The organism is Microbacterium sp. NPDC077644, assembly GCF_040702785.1.
In the GTDB taxonomy this organism is placed as follows: domain Bacteria; phylum Actinomycetota; class Actinomycetes; order Actinomycetales; family Microbacteriaceae; genus Microbacterium.
In genome coordinates, this window is the sequence record NZ_JBFBME010000001.1 from 721997 (window position 1) to 740107 (window position 18111).

Below are 18111 nucleotides of genomic sequence, written 5' to 3' on the forward strand. Positions count from 1 at the left end.
CCTCAGCGCGGCAGACGGAGCATGCCATCCGACGCCTCTGCGAGACCGTCGCCGATCAGCGAATGGATCGCACGATCGCGTTGCGGTGCATCGACCCAGTCGTGGATAACGGCGTCCAGTGCGACGCCGTCGGGCGCGGCATCCCGCAGCGCCTTCATCACCGCCCCGCGCGCCTGACGATCCGATCCCTCGTATCGGGCCTGGCGCGGGCGCGCGTCACCGGTGTCCGGCCGACCGGCCGCGACCCACGCGCACGTGCCCTGAATGGGGCAGCGATCGCAGCGGGGGGAGCGGGCGGTGCAGACGACAGCCCCCAGCTCCATCATGGCGGCGTTGAAAAGGGCGGACTCGGCCGCGGACTCCGGCAGCAGTTCCGCCATCGCGAGGAGATCGCGCCGCGACGCCGCTCCCGGCTGCGATCTGCCCTCGATCGCCCGCGCGATCACTCGCCGCGTGTTGGTGTCGACGACCGGGTGCCGGTCGCCGTACGAGAACGTCGCGACGGCCCGCGCGGTGTAGTCGCCGATGCCGGACAGCGCCAGCAGCGCGTCGATGTCGCGGGGCACGTCGCCGCCGTGCCGTTCTGTGATCTCGATCGCTGCGCGGTGCAGCCACAGTGCACGACGCGGGTACCCGAGGTTCGCCCACTGCTGCACGACGTCGGCGGGCGACGCCGTGGCCATCGCGGCAGGATCGGGCCAGCGCTCCAGCCACGCCGTCAGGTGCGGAATGACTCGCGTGACGGGCGTCTGCTGAAGCATGAACTCGCTCACCAGCGTGCCCCAGGCCCCGTAACGATCATGGAATTCCTCGCGCCGCCACGGGAGATCGCGCGCCGAGGAGCGGTACCAATCGGACACCTTGTCGGCGATGCGCACTGGGGGTGTCGAACGAGCAGTCACCTCGTTAGCCTATGTGGAGCGCTGGGAACTCACCGGGGGGAGAGTGAAGGAGCCTTCATGACTCGCAGACGCAGCATCGCACTGACCATGGTCGTCGGAGCACTCGTGCTCTCCGGCTGCGCGACGGCAGCGCCAGGACCGGAGAGCACTGCGTCCGATCCGGCGCCGACGCCGACGGCGGAGCAGCCGTCGCCGTCGCCCACCTCCGATGCCGGCGTCGACCCGGCGGACCCGTCGTCGTGGGCGGTCACGGGTAACGGCATCGGCCCGGTCCAGCTGGGCGGAGACTTCGACGCCACGCTCGCCGAGCTCCCCGACTCCTGGATGAACGACGACAACTGCTCGTGGATGGCGTGGTGGAACGCCGAGGATCAGAGCTACCTCGTGAACTTCCTCCGGGATGCCGAGTCCGACGACGCGTCGATCGTCCTGGCATCCGCCTCGGCCGCCGACCCGGTCGAAGCAGGAGTCGGCCCGCGCACCGAGGACGGGCTCGGCATCGGCTCCACGAGAGACGAGGTGCTCGAGCAGCACCCGGACGCGGGCGAAGGGGAAGCCCCGATCGGCGACGGCACCTGGTTGAGCGTGCCGTCCGGAGAGAGCACCGTGTTCTTCGAGTTCTACGGCGGCGACCAGGTGAACGCGGTCACCGTCACGTCGCTGGATCAGCCGCCGTACGAGAGCTGCGGCTGACCGCGGCGGGGCACGGCGCGGCCGAGAGCCTCGGTAGGCTGGAGGAATGGTCGCGCCCGGCATCCTCCTCATCGACAAGCCTGCGGGCATCACCAGTCACGACGTCGTGGCGCGCACCCGCCGGGCCGCCGGCACGCGCAAGATCGGGCACGCAGGCACGCTCGACCCGATGGCCACCGGACTCCTCGTCCTCGGCATCGAAGGCGCGACCAGGCTGCTGACGTACATCGTCGGCGCCGACAAGACGTACCTCGCCACCATCCGACTCGGTCAGGCGACCTCGACAGATGACGCCGACGGGGAGATCACGCGCCGAGCGCTCATCGCCGACGTGGATGCCGTCACCGCGGAGCGCATCAGCGAGGGCATCGCCGCGCTGACCGGAGAGATCTCCCAGGTGCCGAGCGCGGTGTCCGCGATCAAAGTCGACGGTCGCCGCGCCTACGATCGCGTGCGGGCCGGTGAGGAGGTTGAGCTGGCGGCGCGTGAGGTCACCGTCTCACGCTTCGACGTGCTCGCCGAGCGGCGTGGAGAGGGTGTCATGGATCTCGACGTCGTCGTCGACTGCTCGTCCGGCACGTACATCCGCGCACTCGCGCGCGATCTGGGCGATGCGCTCGGGGTCGGCGGGCACCTGACGGCGCTGCGGCGCACGAGGATCGGACCGTTCGACGTCACCGATGCCGCCGAACTCGACGACATCGACCCGGATGCCGTGCTCACGCCGGCCCAGGCTGCGGCGCGGGTCATGCCGCAGCTCGACGTCACGGCCGACGAGGCACGCGACCTCCGGCATGGCAAACGGCTCGTCGACGGAGCGGACCGGCTGCACGGCCCGTTCGCGGCCGCGGTCGACCCCGCCGGTGCTCTGGTCGGGATCGTCGAACGCCGTGGGCGCGACCTCAAGAGCGCCATGAACATGCCGGAGGAGAAGCCGTGATCCTGTGGTTCACCACCCTGCAGGTCGTCATCGCCGTCGCCGTCGGACTCTTCGCCGTCATCGCGGGGCTCGTCGGCCGGCGCCCGAGCGACTACACGGTCGGTGCGCTCGCGCTCGTCGAGGTGCTGCTGATCGTCCAGATCGTCATGGCGATCGTCGCGCCTCTTGCGGGCAACCCGCCGACCGGGGATCTGCTGGAGTTCTGGGTGTACCTGATCTCGGCAGCGCTGCTGCCCGTCGGCGGAGTCGTGTGGGCCCTGCTCGAACGGAGCAGGTGGAGCACGGTGATCCTCGGCGTCGTCGCGTTCGCCGTCGCCATCATGCTGTGGCGCATGGAGGTCATCTGGACGGTCCAGGTCGCCTGACCCCGGCATCCGGCGCGCCCGCGCGCGCTTAGGATGGAAGGCGCTATGAGCACCACCCAGCCCCGCTCTCGGATGACCGGCATCGGCCGTGTTCTCGTCATCGTCTACGCCGTGATGGCGCTCGCCGCCACCGGCCGCAGCTTCGTGCAGATCGTGCGCCGCTTCGACGAGGCGCCGCTGGCGTACTCGCTGTCCGCGCTCGCCGCGGTCGTCTACATCATCGCGACGCTCGGTCTCGTTTTGGCCGGACGCCGCGGCTGGTACACCATCGCCTGGGTGGCCATCGTCTTCGAGCTCGTCGGCGTCCTCGTCGTCGGCACCCTCAGTCTCACCCACCCCGAGCTGTTCCAGCACGATTCCGTGTGGTCGGTGTTCGGCCGCGGGTATCTGTTCATCCCGCTCGTGCTGCCGATGTTCGGCATCTGGTGGCTGCGCACGCATCGTCCTGCGGTTCGTCCCGCGGGCGTCGAGGTCGTCGCGTGATCGTCTTCAGAGGGCCCGGCGAGGTGCCGGGCGACTTCGGCCGCTCGGCCGTCGCGATCGGAAAGTTCGACGGTGTGCACGCCGGCCACCGCGCGGTCATCGACCGACTCGAGGCGGATGCCGCGACGACGGGAGCCCGCTCGGTCGCGGTCACGTTCGACCGCAACCCCCTGGCACTGCTGCGTCCGGAGATATGCCCCGACAACGTCGTCTCGGTCGAGCGGAAGCTCGAGCTGCTGGGGGAGCTGGGGCTGGATGCGACCCTCCTGCTCACATTCGACAGGGAGCTCGCTTCGCTCGCACCGGAGGCATTCGTCGAGGAGATCCTCGTCGGTGCTCTGAACGTGTCGACCGTGCTCGTCGGCGGCGACTTCCGATTCGGGCACCGCGGCGCCGGTACTCCGGACCTGCTGCGCGAGCTCGGCCCCCGCTTCGGCTTCACGGTCGACGTCGTCGACGACGTGTACCTGGACGACTCGGAGCGCCGGGTCTCGTCGAGCTGGATCCGCGAACTGCTCGCCCAGGGCGACGTGACGATGGCGGCGCGCGTGCTCGGGCGCCCCGTCGACGTGCGCGGCGAGGTCGTGCACGGCCTCAAGCGCGGGCGCGAGCTCGGCTTCCCCACGGCGAACCTGTCCGAGACGGTCGACGCCTTCGTCCCCGCGGACGGTGTGTACGCCGGGTGGCTTCACGACCACACCACGGGTGAGCGCTTCCCCGCCGCCGTGTCGGTGGGCACGAACCCCACATTCGACGACGTGATCGTCCGCCAGGTGGAGGCGCACGTGATCGATCACGACGGACTCGACCTGTACGGTCACGACGTGACGATCGAGTTCACGCAGCGGCTGCGCGGGATGGTCGCATTCGACGGCATCGACGCGCTGATGGTCCAGATGTCGGCGGATGTCGACGCGGCCCGAGCGATTCTGGGCGCGGATGCCGTAGAATGACTCTGGTTCTCGACGTTGCGGTGCGCTCGCACCGCTGAGCGCGAGAACGACGTCCGCACGGTCCTGGCTCACGCCACACGCGGATGACTCGTACGGCAGGGCCGTCTCCGATGGCGGCCCGGTATTCACGCTCAGGAGGAGCATGCCGACTTCGGCACCCGCCGCGACGCGGCGCAGGAAGACATCTCGTCGAGACGACGAGGCCCCGCTGATCCCGATCCTCGCGCGCAAGGTGCGCGAGATCGAGGCGAAGGCGCAGCGTGGCAAGCTCGGCCCGACGAACCGGGTCAAGTTCCAGGTCATCGCGTTCCTGGTGCGCGAGGAGCGCGCCAGAGTGAAGGCGGATGACGCGTTCGCGGATGCCGCACGCGCCGAGTTGCTCAAGCGGCTCGACGGCGTGGCGACGATCCTGGCGAAGACCGCCGCCCGCGACACCTCGCTCATCCAGCTCCTCGAGGCCGATCAGGCGACCTCGCCCGTCGCGAAGCGGATGCGTCGCGACTGGCTGCTCGAATCCGGCGCCGAGCTCGCGCCGGAGGAGCTCATCATCGCCGACATCGCCCCCGTGCAGACGCCTGTCGTGCCGGCGGCTCTCGCCGAGAAGCAGGTGACGCCGCCCTCGGTCGAGTCCCGGCAGCTCGCGAACCCGTTCCTCGCACCGGATCTCACACCGCGACAGGCGACGACGCCGCGCCGCCGCCTGGACGGCTGGGAGCTCATGGGCCCGCTGTACAAGGCCTTCGAGACCGGCGCCGGTGGAGCTTCGGCCACCATGGAGCTGCCTCCGGTGCCCGAGTACGATCACATCTCGCCCAAGGGCCTCGAGGTCATGGTGCACCAGTCGCGCTTCCTCGAGTCGGTTCGCGCCGGTCACCGCAGCTTCCTGCTCGCCGACGAGCCCGGCCTCGGCAAGACCGCCCAGTCGGTTCTCGCGGCATCCCTCGCCGACGCGTACCCGCTGCTCGTCGTCGTCCCCAACGTCGTGAAGATGAACTGGGCGCGTGAGGTGGAGCGGTGGACGCCGCAGCGCCGTGCGACCGTCATCCAGGGCGACGGCGCCGACATCGACGCGTTCGCCGACGTGTTCATCGTCAACTACGAGATCCTCGACCGGCACCTGTCGTGGCTGGGATCCATCGGGCTGCAGGGCATGGTCGTCGACGAGGCGCACTTCATCAAGAACCTCACGTCGCAGCGGTCGCAGAACGTTCTCGCCCTCGCCTCCCGCATTCGTGAGCGCAAGCGCGATCCGCTGATGATGGCTCTGACCGGAACCCCGCTGATCAACGACGTCGAGGACTTCGACGCGATCTGGCGGTTCCTCGGCTGGACCACCGGCGACAAGCCGGGCAGCGAGCTCATGACGAAGCTCGACGCCACCGGCCTCACGCCCGCCGACAAGGCGTTCTACGGCGAGGCACGGGATGCCGTGATCTCGATGGGCATCGTGCGGCGCAAGAAGAAGGACGTCGCCGCCGACCTGCCCGACAAGCTCATCGCCGACCTCCCCGTGCAGCTGGACGACGAGTTCGGCCGCAGCATCCGCCAGGCGGAGCGCGAGCTGGGGGAGCGGCTGGCAGCCAAGTACCGGCGCATCATCGAGGCGCGCGGCGACCGCGGGCTCGCCGCCGGCGAGATCGACGACGACATCGTCCGCCTCGTCGCGACGGGGGAGCTCGAGGAGTCCAAGGCCGCAGGCACCGGGGGAGACAACGTCTTCACGATGGTGCGCAAGATCGGTCAGGCCAAGGCCGTGCTCGCCGCCGACTACGCGGCCCAGCTGCAGCGCTCGGTCGGCAAGGTCGTCTTCTTCGCCAAGCACATCGACGTGATGGATCAGGCCGAGGCGCACTTCGCGGCATCCGGCATCCGCTACGTCTCGATACGCGGCGACCAGACGACTCCAGCGCGCCAGCAGGCCATCGACGACTTCAACGGCGACGAGGGCGTCGGCATCGCGGTCTGCTCGCTCACCGCGGCGGGTGTCGGGCTCAACCTGCAGGCGGCGTCGAACGTCGTGCTCGCGGAGCTCAGCTGGACCGCGGCCGAGCAGACGCAGGCGATCGATCGCGTGCACCGCATCGGCCAGGACGAGCCGGTCACCGCGTGGCGGATCATCGCCGCGCACACGATCGACACGAAGATCGCCGAGCTCATCGACCAGAAGCAGGGCCTCGCGGCCCGCGCTCTCGACGGCGAGGCCGTCGATGAGGCGGCGAGCGAGTCGGTGCAACTGGCTGCGCTCATGCACCTGCTGCGCGAGGCGCTGGGAGCCTGAGACGCCCCTGTCTAACCCCCGCAAGAATGTCGATTCTTGCGGGGGTTTTCCGTGCGATCGTGCGGCATCCGCGCAGGATTGAGGATTCGCCGCAGAATCGGTCGCAAGATCCGGTGTTCTCACCGCATCCGAATGGCATCAGCCTGTGATGCCCACTAGGGTCGAGAGCAGGCAGCGTCGCCCGTCCCCCACCCCCGAATCACCCGAAGGCATCAGCATGAAGATCGGCATCCTCACCAGCGGCGGCGACTGCCCCGGCCTCAACGCGGTGATCCGCGGCGTCGTGCTCAAGGGCACCACGTCGTACGATCTGGAGTTCGTCGGCATCCGCGACGGGTGGCGCGGCGTCGTCGAGGGCGACTTCATGCCGCTGACCCGCCACGAGGTCAAGGGACTTTCGAAGATCGGCGGGACCATCCTCGGAACCAGCCGCACCAACCCCTACGAGGGCGAGCGGGGCGGTGCCGAGAACATCGCCAAGACTCTCTACGGCCACAAGATCGACGGCATCATCGCGATCGGCGGCGAGGGAACTCTGGCTGCAGCCGACCGGCTCTCGAAGGACGGCATCAAGGTCCTGGGCGTGCCGAAGACGATCGACAACGACCTGCGCGCGACCGATTACTCGTTCGGCTTCGACACAGCGGTCAACATCGCCACCGACGCGATGGACCGGCTGCGCACCACCGGCGACTCGCACCAGCGCTGCATGGTCGCCGAGGTCATGGGGCGCCACGTCGGCTGGATCGCCCTGCACGCGGGCATGGCCGCAGGTGCTCACGCGATCTGCATCCCCGAGGTGCCGATGTCGATCGACGAGATCGCGGCTCAGGTGACGAGCGCTCATGACCGGGGCCGCGCTCCGCTGGTCGTCGTGTCGGAGGGCTTCAAGCTCAAGGGCATGGACGAGGCGTACAGCGACAAGGGTCTGGATGCGTTCAACCGCCCGCGCCTCGGCGGCATCGGAGACCAGCTCGCACCGCTGATCGAGCAGATCACCGGCGTGGAGACGCGAGCGACGATCCTCGGGCACATCCAGCGCGGCGGATCGCCCTCCGCGTTCGACCGGGTGCTCGCCACCCGCCTCGGTCTTCACGCCGCCGATGCGATCGTCGACGGCGCGTGGGGGCAGATGGTGGCGATGAAGGGCACGGACATCGTGCGCGTGCCGTTCGAGGAGGCGCTGGGCGAGCTCAACACCGTCCCGCGCTACCGCTACGATGAGGCCGCAGCCCTCTTCGGCTGAGCCACCGCCGTCGGGCGGGCGTCCCGAGAACAGGAGCCTCGGCCCAGATCAGGAGCTTTCTGTGGGATTCGTCCTGAGCGGGGTGCTTTGTCCTGATCTCGGACACCGTCATGCGGAGAGATGCAGCCCCTGAGCGATCGCTGTCAGCACCGAATCTCGCACGAACTCCGGATCGAACAGCACCTGCTGGTAGTCGAAGCGGAGCACCGTGTACCCGAGCAGCCTCAATCGCACGTCCGCGGCGATGTCGCGTCTGCGCGCAGCCGCGTCGCTGTGAAAGGCGAATCCGTCCAGTTGCACGACGAGTCGGTGGCCGATGAGGGTGTCCACTGGATGCCCGTCGATCCACACCTGCTGGCGGGGCGTCACCCCGATCGCACGCATGAGATCGACGAAGTGGGTCTCCAGCCCGGAATCGGACAGATGAGATGCCAGCGCGGCCAATGCCGCGGCTCTCTCACTCCGCCAGGCCACGCGGCGCAACGCTTCGGCGCCGATCAGACCTTTGTTGAGCGCAGACTCCCAGATCGCGAGGGCATCGGGCTGAGGCTGGCATCGAGCGACGTGGAACAGCACGTTGATCAGCGGGTCGACGGCCGCCCGTGGCGCGAACGGGGCTGGGCCGTTCGACCAGTGGACGCGCAGCCCATGTGCATCGAAACGCGCTGACGTCGGCGACACGGCCACGTGCACGTGCTCGTGCACCGGAACCCACAGCTCCAGTGATCGGGCGGCGCTCACACAGGTGAGTCGTCCGCCGGCCCTCGCCGCGGCCGCTCGATCAGGGTGGCAGTCGCGGAGAACGAGCCAGGAGCGGCGTACACGCAGCATCCGTCCGCTCTGCACGGCGGCGGCCACAGTGCGCTTGCTGAAACCGGCAGCGTAGACCTGCGAGGTGTGCGCCACGCCGTCGTGTCGTCGCATCCATTCCTCGAGGAGCATGCGTTCACAATGCCGGATCCTCCACCGAGCAGGTGGCCGTCAGTCCACGAGCAGGGGAAAGCAGCCAAGTCAGGGCCAGTTGTGGACTGAGGACGCTCACCCCGAGATCAGGAGGAATGACCGAGGACAGGAGGAATCGGGTGGAATCATCCTGCGCTGGGTGATTCGTCCTGATCTCGGGGAACGACCGGGCGCCCGGGCGAGGCGAGACCGAGGGCGTCCAGCATCCACGCGAGTTCGAAGGAGCGCTCGCGCCACGCGTTGTAACGCCCGCTCACCCCGCCGTGGCCAGCGGCCATCTCGCACTTGAGGAGCACATCCTTCGCGCCGGCATGTCGAAGGGCGGCGACCCACTTCGCCGGCTCCACGTACAGCACACGGGTGTCGTTGATCGAGGTCATCGCGAGGATCTTCGGGTACGCGACGTCCGATCGGACGTTCTCGTACGGCGTGTACGACTTCATGTAGGCGTACACCTCGGGATCGTGCAGCGGGTCGCCCCACTCGTCCCACTCGATGACCGTCAGCGGCAGCGACGGGTCGAGGATCGACGTCAGCGCGTCCACGAACGGAACGGATGCCAGGATGCCGGCGAACGTCGACGGGGCCAGGTTCGCGACCGCGCCCATCAGCAGGCCCCCGGCGCTCCCGCCCTCGGCCACCATCCGCTCGGCCGAGGTGACGCCGGTCGCGATGAGGTGCTCGGCGCACGCGACGAAGTCGGTGAAGGTGTTCCGTTTGTGCTGGAGCTTGCCGTCCTCGTACCAGCCGCGGCCCATCTCGCCGCCGCCCCGCACATGCGCGACCGCGAACACGACGCCGCGGTCGAGCTCCGAGAGCCGGGCGACGGAGAATCCGGGGTCGATCGAGTGCTCGTACGAGCCGTAGCCGTAGAGGTGCACCGGTCGCAGACCCGCGCCCGGGTCGCCGAACGAGCGCTTCCAGACGAGGGAGATCGGCACCAGGGTGCCGTCGGCGGCCTCGGCCCAGCGCCGCTCCTGGCCGTACTCGGACGGGTCGTAGCCGCCCAGCACCGGCTGCTGCTTGCGCAGCAGGAGTTCGCGCGTCTCGAGATCGAGGTCGTAGACGGTCGCGGGCGTCACGAACGAGGTGTACGAGAGTCGCAGGAAGGGGGAGTGCCACTCCGGGTTTCCGGCAGGTCCCGCCGAGAACAGCGGTTCGTCGAAACCGAGTTCCTCGACGGCGTCGGAGGAGTAGTCGAACAGACCGATCCGCTCGAGTCCCTCGCTGCGGTACCCGACGACCCCGAAGTCGCGGAAGCAGTCCACACCGAGGATGCGCCTGCCCGGCTCATGCGCCATGATCACGCGACGCGGACCCCGCGGGTCGGATGCCGCGACGGAGACGAGTTCGAAGTCGAGCGCGTCCTGGTTGTGCAGGATCAGCAGCCTGTCCTCGCCGTCGACGACAGCGTGCTCGATCTCGTACTCGACGCCTTCGACGCGCGGCCAGATCAGCTGAGGCTCGGCTGTGATCTCGCCGCGCAGGTCGACGAGGTACTCCTCGCTGGTGATGCTCGAGCCCACCCCGATGACGAGATAGCGGCGGCTGCGCGTGATCCCGGCCCCCAGCCAGAAGCGCTCGTCCGGCTCGTGGAAGAGCTTCACGTCCTCGTCGACGGCCGTGCCCAGACGGTGAAGCCACAGCGTGTCGGGGCGCCAGGCATCGTCGCGGGTCGTGTAGACGATCGCGGTGCCGTCGGGCGTGAAGAAGCCGCCGCCGGTGCGGGGGATCTCATCGGCCAGCGTCTCGCCCGTGGTCAGGTCGCGCACGCGGATCGTGTACAGCTCGTCGCCGTCGTAGTCCGGCGCCCACAGGAGTCTGGTCGCGTCATCCGAGACGTCGAAGGAGCCGAGTGAGAAGAACTCATGCCCCTCGGCTTCGACGTTCCCGTCGAGCAGGATCTCCTCACCGGGAACGGGAACCCCCGGCTCGAGCGTCGGCGGCGTCCAGTCGTCTGGCGCGGCCGCCGCGCGGCAGTGGATGCCGTACTGCGAGCCCTCCTCGCTGCGGCTGTAGTACCACCAGTCGCCGCGGCGCGACGGCACGGAGAGGTCGGTCTCCTGGACCCGCCCCTTGATCTCCTGGAACAGCGTCTCGCGGAGATCGGCGAGGTGCGCGGTGGCGGCGTCGGTGTAGGCGTTCTCGGCCTCGAGGTGCGCGACGACCTCGGGCGAATCCTTCTCGCGCAGCCATTCGTACGGGTCGTCGAACGAGTCGCCGTGGTGGGTGCGGATGTGCGAGCGGCGGGCTGCGGCGGGGGCGTTGGTCACCCTCACCACGCTAGTCGCTGTCGAGTTGACCGGTGGTGACGACGGTGCGAGGATTGGGCGGGCCGGTTAACGGAAAACAAACCCACGATGAACTCTTCGTTCGTCACGCCGACGGCGTCGGCACCATCCTTTCTCGTCGACCTGAAAGCGAACGGTGGAAACCGCAGCCCTCATCGTCGTGCTGGTGATCGCACTGGCACTGTTCTTCGACTTCACCAACGGCTTCCATGACACCGCCAACGCGATGGCGACGCCCATCGCGACGGGAGCCCTCAAGCCCAAGACGGCCGTGCTGCTGGCGGCACTGCTCAACCTCGTCGGCGCGTTCCTGTCGACCGAGGTCGCCAAGACCGTCTCGGGCGGCATCGTCAACGAGGGCGACATCTCGCACGCGCTGCTGCCGTCGCTGATCTTCGCCGGACTCATCGGCGCGATCACCTGGAACATGCTCACGTGGCTGCTCGGGCTGCCGTCGAGCTCGTCGCACGCGCTGTTCGGCGGACTGATCGGCGCGACCCTGGTCGGTGTCGGCACGGCCGGCATCAACTTCGGCGTCGTGCTGTCGAAGGTCGTTCTGCCGGCTCTGATCGCCCCGCTGACCGCCGGGATCATCGCCTTCGCCGCGACGAAGATCGCGTACGGCATCACCCGGCGCTACGACGGCAAGCCGGACGGCCGCTCCGGGTTCCGCCTCGGCCAGATCTTCACGTCGTCGATGGTCGCGCTCGCCCACGGCACCAACGACGCGCAGAAGACCATGGGCGTCATCACCCTCGCTCTGATCACGGTCGGATGGCAGTCGGGCGCTCACCACGAGCCACAGCTGTGGGTGATCGTGTCGTGCGCGGTCACGATCGCGCTCGGGACCTATCTCGGCGGCTGGCGGATCATCCGCACGCTGGGCAAGGGCCTCACCGAGGTCAAGCCGGCGCAGGGCTTCGCTGCCGAGAGCTCGACCGCGGCCACGATCCTCGCATCCAGCGCTCTCGGGTTCGCCCTCTCGACCACGCAGGTGGCGTCCGGCTCGGTGATCGGATCGGGTCTGGGCAGGCGGGGCTCGCAGGTCCGCTGGCGCACGGCCGGTCGCATCGCGCTCGGATGGCTGCTCACACTCCCCGCCGCGGGCGGTGTCGGCGCCCTGGCCGCGCTGGTCGTGGTGTGGCTCGGAACGCCCGGCGTCATCATCGACGCGATCCTGGCGGTGGCGATCATCGTCGGTCTGTACCTGCGGTCGCGTCGCAACGAGGTCACCCATGCCAACGCGATGAGCGACGTCGCCGACTCCGGCCACGCCGTCGAGCATCCCGAGGTGCCGCCGCCCACGCGCAGGCAGACGCGCATCGAGCTCGTCCGCGCGATGGCGCGAGCCGAGCGCAAGGCGGATGAGGCCGAGAAGGCCGGCCGACGCGCTCGAAAGCTCAAGAAGAACGGCGGTTCCGAAGCCGAGATCAAGGCGGCCCGCAAGGCCGCTGATCGCGCGAACCGCAAGCTCGCCGAGGCGCGGACGGCGGCGGAGGAGTGGGAGGCGCTCAGCGCGAGCCGCCGTGCACGCGCACGGCTGGCCGAGTGGGACGTCTCCGACGAAGAGGCCGAGCGTCGGGAGGCACAGCGATGAGCGTCGAGATCGACTGGATGGCCTTCGTGAGCGTGTTCGTCGCCGCGTTCGTCGGCGCCGTGCTCATCGTCGGCTTCTACGCGACGGGCCTCCGGCTCCTCGTGCGCGCCGGGCGCATCCCGGTCGTGACCCCTGCGGAGTTCACCGACGCGATCACGATCCTCTCCGAGAAGGAGATCAAGCGCGCCGAGAAGCATGCAGCCAAGGCGGCGCTGAAGAGTCCGCTCTCGCAGACGCAGAAGCAGCTCGCGTTCTTCGGCGCGTGCGTCTGCTTCGTCCTGTGCGGCCTGGCCGTCCTCGGCGGCGTGCTGCTGATCGTCTTCAACCACTGACGACGCCCGCGCCGCCACGGCGGAGGCGGCGAACCCGGCATAGGATGGATGCATCCCCCGGAGTACCCATCCGCCACCACCCACAAGGAAGTGACATGGCATCTGACGCGCCCGCACAGACCCGTACCGAGACCGATTCGCTCGGGAGCATGGAGATCCCCGCCGAGGCGTACTGGGGCATCCACACGGCCAGGGCCGACGCCAATTTCCCGATCTCGAAGCGTCCGATCTCCGTCTATCCGGATCTGGTCCGCGGGCTCGCGATGGTCAAGCAGGCCAGCGCCCGTGCGAACAAGGAGATCGGCGTCCTCGACGCGAAGCGCGCCGATCTGATCTACGCCGCCGCTCAGCGCGTCATCGACGGCGAGTTCCACGACCAGTTCACAGTCGGGGTCATCCAGGGCGGCGCCGGCACCTCGACGAACATGAACGCGAACGAGGTCATCACCAACATCGCGCTCGAGATGGCCGGACGCGAGAAGGGCGACTACGACTTCCTCTCGCCGATCGATCACACCAACCGCAGCCAGTCCACCAACGACGTGTACCCGACGGCGATCAAGATCGGCCTGTCGCTGAACCTGCGCTCGCTCCTGGATGAGCTGGATCTGCTGCGTCGTTCGTTCCTCGGCAAGGCCGTCGAGTTCCACGACGTGCTCAAGGTCGGTCGCACCCAGTTGCAGGATGCCGTGCCGATGACGCTCGGTCAGGAGTTCCACGGCTTCGCCACCACCCTGGGCGAGGATCACTCGCGTCTCACCGAGAACGCGTCGCTCATGTTCGAGATCAACATGGGTGCGACGGCGATCGGCACCGGAATCACCACGCACGTCGACTACGCGCCGGCCGTCCTCAAGCACCTGCGCGAGATCAGCGGGCTCGACCTCGAGACCGCCAGCGACCTCGTCGAGTCCACCAGTGACACCGGTGCCTTCATGTCGTTCTCGTCGTCGCTCAAGCGCAACGCGATCAAGCTGTCGAAGATCTGCAACGACCTGCGGCTGCTCTCGTCCGGCCCGCAGGCCGGTCTCGGCGAGATCAACCTGCCCGCGAAGCAGGCGGGCTCGAGCATCATGCCCGGCAAGGTGAACCCCGTGATCCCCGAGGTCGTGAACCAGGTCGCCTTCTCCGTCGTGGGCGCCGACATGACCGTCACGATGGCCGTCGAGGCCGGCCAGCTGCAGTTGAACGCCTTCGAACCCGTGATCGCGCACTCGATCTTCCAGTCGATCACCTGGATGCGTCAGGCGATGTGGACGCTGCGCGTCAACTGCGTCGACGGCATCACGGCCAACGAGGATCGACTCGGCGCGATGGTCGGAGCATCCGTCGGTGTGATCACCGCGCTCACGCCGTTCATCGGGTACGCCGCCGCGGCCGCGCTCGCGAAGACCGCGCTGCTGACCAACCGCAACGTCGCGGACCTCGTGGTCGAGGCCGAGCTGATGACCCGCGAAGAGGTCACCAAGCAGCTCTCGCCTGCGCGTCTGTCCGGACTCGAGGCCGTGACCGCGGCGATCAACGTGATCCCGCCGGAGGACATGATCCAGATCTGAGCGGAGCGCCCGCCCTGGCCCGTGCGCCGAGCTCCGGACCGGGGCGGGATGCCCTCAGCCGTGGATGCGGCAGTGCGTGGTCAGCTCGCCGATGCCGTCGATGCCGACCGTCACCGTCGACTGATCGCGCAGGAAGATCTGCGGGTCGCGCGAGTAGCCGGCGCCTCCCGGGCTCCCGGTGGAGATCAGCGTGCCCGGCTGAAGCGTGATCGACTGCGACAGGTGGGCGATCAGCGTCGCCACCGAGCGCACCATCTGTCCGGTGCTGGCATCCTGCACGGTCTGACCGTCGACGACGGCCCAGATGTGCAGATCCTGCGGGTCGGGAACCTCATCGGCGGTGACGACGAACGGGCCGGTCGGGGTGAAGCCGTCGAAGGACTTGCAGCGCGACCACTGCGCTTCGGCGAACTGGATGTCGCGGGCGGTGATGTCGTTGACCACGGTGTAGCCCCAGACGCTGTCGAGGGCGTCATCCGCGGTGACGTCCTTGGCCGGGCGGCCGATGAGGACGCCGAGCTCGGCCTCGTAGTCGACGGATTCGCTCAGCGCGCGCGGCCAGGCGGTGGTCTGCTCGTGGCCGGTCAGCGAGTTGGGCCAGAGCGTGAAGACGGTCGGCGCCGTGTCGGTCTTGAGGCCCAGCTCGCTGGAGTGCGCGGCGTAGTTCAAGCCGACGGCGAGCACGACGGGCGGATCGATCACGGCCGACGCGAACCCGAAGTCGCCCAGCGGATGCCGCGGTGCGTCGGTGTTCGCGAGCGCTTCGCGCAGCGCCTCGAGCGCGTCGTCTCCGCCGGCGATGAGCTCCTGGAGCGTGCCGGGAGCGGGGGAGAGGAGGTCGGAGACAAGGATCGCAGTGGACTCTTCGATGACGGCGAGCCGGATGTCGGAGGAGTCGGAGCCGCGGAGATGGGCGAAACGCATGTGTTCTACGCTACCGGTCGCCATCCCCGTCGTCGCATCGCATGCCTCTAGGCTTTGGCTATGACCTTCGGAGGACCTGCCCAATCCGGCAACACCCGGCAGGTGTATGCATCGGCCCTCGCGCAGCCGACGGTGTATTCACCGCCCGCCCCGACCGTGACGGCCCCAGGCCCCGCTCTCCCGGCGCTCCCCGTGCCGGCGCGCCGCGGGCGCACCGTCTCGATCTGGCTCTTCGGCATTCTGGGCTTCGTGCTGGTGGCCCTGATCGGGTACTTCGTTTGGGCGCTGGGTGCGGTGGCATCCGGGATCGGCCTGGTCATCGCGCTCGTCCCGTTGGCGATCGTGTTCCTCGGGGTCTACATCATCGATCGGTGGGAACCGGAGCCGAAGTCCCTGATCGCGTTCGCGATCGCCTGGGGTGCGATCGCCGCCATCGGGATCACGCTGCTCGTCGATCTCGCGATCACCCTGGCGATCGGTCTGCGCGCGGAGGTGCTCAGCACAGTGGTGCAGGCGCCGATCATCGAGGAGATCGCCAAGGGGCTGGGGATCTTCATCATCTTCCTGATCGGGCGACGCGCGTTCGACGGCCCGGTCGACGGCATCGTCTACGGGGCCCTGATCGGCGGCGGCTTCGCGTTCACCGAGAACATCCAGTACTTCGCCATCAGCCTCATCGAGGGCGGGGGATCGCAGTTGACTGCCACGTTCGTGATGCGCGGGCTGCTCTCGCCGTTCGCCCACGCCATGTTCACGAGTCTCACGGGCTTCGCGATGGGCCTCGCGGCGCGACGGCACGCCTCCCGGAGCGCCGTGCTCGGCAGCGGATGCATCGGCCTCATCGGCGCCATGCTGCTGCACGGCTTCTGGAACGGCTCCGCGATGTTCGCCGACTTCTTCGCGCTCTACGTCACGCTTCAGGTCCCGCTGTTCATCGGTTTCATCCTGGTGATCGTCGCCCTGCGCCGGGAGGAGGCGCGGCTCACGCGCGAGCGGCTCGGGGAGTACGCCGCTGCAGGGTGGTTCACCCCGGAGGAGGTCACGATGCTCGCGACCCCGGCCGGGCGCAAGGTGGGGATGCAGTGGGCCGCGACTCTGAGCGGAGATCGTCGGGCACTGATGAAGCAGTTCATCCGGGATGCCGCGGCCCTCGCCGCCGTCCGCCAGCGGGCGATCACGGGGCGGGATCGGCTCGCGTCGGAGGACGAGCGGGCGCTGCTGACCCGCACGTCGGCTACCCGCACCGCGCTGCTCGCGTACTGACCCTTGACATGTTCGGCGACCGGGTGCACCCTGGTCTCAGATCAACTCAGCGCCCGGGAGACTCGCAGGCATCGCCGCAGCACCGGGCGCTGAGTCTTGCCACGGGGCGACTCTCGTCGGCGAAGCCGACCTGAGTCGTCCGCGTGGCAAGGTTGAGCGAGCGAAGCGAGTCGAAACCTCTCCGTCTGTTCGCTGTCGGCTGTCGTCATCACGTTGACCGACGGTGACGACGCAGGGTTGTATGGAGGCATGACTGATCGCACAAAGCCCGAGTTCGACGCCCCCACCGGCCCTGCTCCCGCAGAGCTCGTCATCCGTGACCTCATCGAAGGCGACGGCGCCGAGGCCAAGCCCGGCGACACCGTCACCGTGCACTACGCCGGTGTCGAGTACGAGTCCGGTGAGGAGTTCGACTCGTCCTGGGGTCGCGGCGAGACCATCCAGTTCCCGCTTCGCGGCCTGATCCAGGGCTGGCAGGACGGCATCCCGGGCATGAAGGTCGGCGGACGCCGCGAACTGGTCATTCCGCCGCACCTGGCGTACGGCCCGGCCGGTGCCGGGCACTTCCTCTCCGGCAAGTCCCTCATCTTCATCATCGACCTCGTGGCCGTCGGCTGACCCGTCGCATCGATACGAAGGCCTCCGCCCGTGGATCGGGCGGAGGCCTTCGTGATGAGTATTCGGTTCGCACTCAGGGAATACATGCGAACGCATGTAGGTTGGATGACGTGAACGCCGCGACGCGGCCCTGATCTCGAGGAGAACCCCCATGACCATCGACGTCCCCGGCTACCGTGCAGGAACCTGGAATCTCGACCCCGCTCACAGCGAGGTCACCTTCAGCGTGCGCCACATGATGATCTCGAAGGTGCGCGGCACCTTCGGCATGAAGTCCGCGACGCTCGTCGCACCCGAGAACCCGCTCGACGCGAAGGTCGAGGCATCCGTCGACGTCACCTCGCTCGACACCAAGGACGAGGGCCGCGATGCGCACCTGCGTTCGGGGGACTTCTTCGACACCGAGAACTTCCCGACCATGGAGTTCGTGTCCACCGGTGCGCGCGTCGAGGACGGCGACTTCTTCGTCGACGGCGACCTCACGATCCGTGGGATCACCAAGCCCGTCAGCTTCGCCTTCGACTTCGGCGGCTTCGGCTCCGACCCGTGGGGCAACTACAAGGCCGGCGCCTCGGCGACGACCACCATCAACCGCGAGGACTTCGGCCTGACCTGGAACGCCGCTCTCGAGACCGGTGGCGTCCTCGTCGGCAAGGACGTCACGATCAACCTCGACCTGCAGGGCTCGCTGCAGCAGGACTGACGCC

At 68.6% G+C, this 18111-nt stretch carries 17 protein-coding genes; 13 read left to right on the plus strand and 4 right to left on the minus strand.

Going from position 1 to position 18111, the window contains the following annotated elements; all coding sequences use genetic code 11:
• Positions 1-2 precede the first annotated feature (2 nt).
• Positions 3-902 (minus strand): A/G-specific adenine glycosylase, encoded by a 900-nt coding sequence (locus AB0269_RS03425; protein WP_366209827.1) that lies wholly within the window; start codon positions 900-902, stop codon positions 3-5.
• 57 nt (positions 903-959) lie between these two features.
• Between AB0269_RS03425 and AB0269_RS03430 the strand changes: the two genes are divergently transcribed.
• The 7 genes from AB0269_RS03430 to AB0269_RS03460 all read left to right on the plus strand — a co-directional run bounded on the left by AB0269_RS03430 (position 960) and on the right by AB0269_RS03460 (position 7860).
• Positions 960-1595 carry a hypothetical protein gene (locus AB0269_RS03430; RefSeq protein WP_366209828.1) on the plus strand — a complete coding sequence of 212 codons (636 nt, stop codon included), beginning with the start codon at positions 960-962 and terminating at the stop codon, positions 1593-1595.
• A gap of 46 nt (positions 1596-1641) precedes the next feature.
• Positions 1642-2535, plus strand: coding sequence for a tRNA pseudouridine(55) synthase TruB (gene truB / locus AB0269_RS03435; protein ID WP_366209829.1), 894 nt, complete (start codon positions 1642-1644; stop codon positions 2533-2535).
• Positions 2532-2900 (plus strand): hypothetical protein, encoded by a 369-nt coding sequence (locus tag AB0269_RS03440; protein ID WP_366209830.1) that lies wholly within the window; start codon positions 2532-2534, stop codon positions 2898-2900. Before truB ends, AB0269_RS03440 begins: the two co-directional genes overlap by 4 nt.
• 72 nt (positions 2901-2972) lie before the next feature.
• Positions 2973-3383 (plus strand): hypothetical protein, encoded by a 411-nt coding sequence (locus tag AB0269_RS03445; RefSeq protein ID WP_366210494.1) that lies wholly within the window; start codon positions 2973-2975, stop codon positions 3381-3383.
• On the plus strand, positions 3380-4336 hold the full coding sequence (locus tag AB0269_RS03450) for a bifunctional riboflavin kinase/FAD synthetase (protein ID WP_366209831.1): 957 nt from the start codon (positions 3380-3382) through the stop codon (positions 4334-4336). The genes AB0269_RS03445 and AB0269_RS03450 overlap by 4 nt, the downstream gene beginning before the upstream one ends.
• Before the next feature lie 142 nt (positions 4337-4478).
• Entirely contained in the window at positions 4479-6614 is a 2136-nt protein-coding gene (locus tag AB0269_RS03455; RefSeq protein ID WP_366209832.1) for a DEAD/DEAH box helicase, read from the plus strand.
• A gap of 217 nt (positions 6615-6831) precedes the next feature.
• Positions 6832-7860: an ATP-dependent 6-phosphofructokinase gene (locus tag AB0269_RS03460; protein ID WP_366209833.1), complete on the plus strand. Its 1029-nt coding sequence runs from the start codon at positions 6832-6834 to the stop codon at positions 7858-7860.
• 108 nt (positions 7861-7968) lie between these two features.
• Here AB0269_RS03460 and AB0269_RS03465 read toward each other — a convergent pair whose 3' ends face one another.
• Both AB0269_RS03465 and AB0269_RS03470 read right to left on the minus strand, forming a co-directional pair.
• Positions 7969-8802 (minus strand): type IV toxin-antitoxin system AbiEi family antitoxin domain-containing protein, encoded by an 834-nt coding sequence (locus AB0269_RS03465; RefSeq protein ID WP_366209834.1) that lies wholly within the window; start codon positions 8800-8802, stop codon positions 7969-7971.
• A 146-nt stretch (positions 8803-8948) separates the two neighbouring features.
• Positions 8949-11096: a S9 family peptidase gene (locus AB0269_RS03470; protein WP_366209835.1), complete on the minus strand. Its 2148-nt coding sequence runs from the start codon at positions 11094-11096 to the stop codon at positions 8949-8951.
• 154 nt (positions 11097-11250) lie between these two features.
• On the opposite strand from AB0269_RS03470, the gene AB0269_RS03475 reads away from it, so the two are divergent.
• From AB0269_RS03475 to AB0269_RS03485, 3 genes are all read left to right on the plus strand, one after another.
• Positions 11251-12711, plus strand: coding sequence for an inorganic phosphate transporter (locus tag AB0269_RS03475; RefSeq protein ID WP_366209837.1), 1461 nt, complete (start codon positions 11251-11253; stop codon positions 12709-12711).
• Entirely contained in the window at positions 12708-13043 is a 336-nt protein-coding gene (locus AB0269_RS03480) for a peptidase (RefSeq protein ID WP_366209838.1), read from the plus strand. The genes AB0269_RS03475 and AB0269_RS03480 overlap by 4 nt, the downstream gene beginning before the upstream one ends.
• 95 nt (positions 13044-13138) lie before the next feature.
• A complete protein-coding gene (locus AB0269_RS03485; protein ID WP_366209839.1) occupies positions 13139-14599 on the plus strand; it encodes an aspartate ammonia-lyase in 1461 nt (486 codons plus the stop codon).
• 54 nt (positions 14600-14653) lie between these two features.
• On the opposite strand, the gene AB0269_RS03490 is transcribed toward AB0269_RS03485, so the two are convergent.
• Positions 14654-15523: a fumarylacetoacetate hydrolase family protein gene (locus tag AB0269_RS03490; RefSeq protein WP_366209840.1), complete on the minus strand. Its 870-nt coding sequence runs from the start codon at positions 15521-15523 to the stop codon at positions 14654-14656.
• A gap of 60 nt (positions 15524-15583) precedes the next feature.
• On the opposite strand from AB0269_RS03490, the gene AB0269_RS03495 reads away from it, so the two are divergent.
• From AB0269_RS03495 to AB0269_RS03505, 3 genes are all read left to right on the plus strand, one after another.
• Positions 15584-16786, plus strand: coding sequence for a PrsW family intramembrane metalloprotease (locus tag AB0269_RS03495; RefSeq protein ID WP_366209841.1), 1203 nt, complete (start codon positions 15584-15586; stop codon positions 16784-16786).
• A 249-nt stretch (positions 16787-17035) separates the two neighbouring features.
• Positions 17036-17404, plus strand: coding sequence for an FKBP-type peptidyl-prolyl cis-trans isomerase (locus AB0269_RS03500; RefSeq protein WP_366209843.1), 369 nt, complete (start codon positions 17036-17038; stop codon positions 17402-17404).
• 151 nt (positions 17405-17555) lie between these two features.
• Positions 17556-18107 carry a YceI family protein gene (locus AB0269_RS03505; protein ID WP_366209844.1) on the plus strand — a complete coding sequence of 184 codons (552 nt, stop codon included), beginning with the start codon at positions 17556-17558 and terminating at the stop codon, positions 18105-18107.
• The last annotated feature ends 4 nt before the right edge of the window (positions 18108-18111 follow it).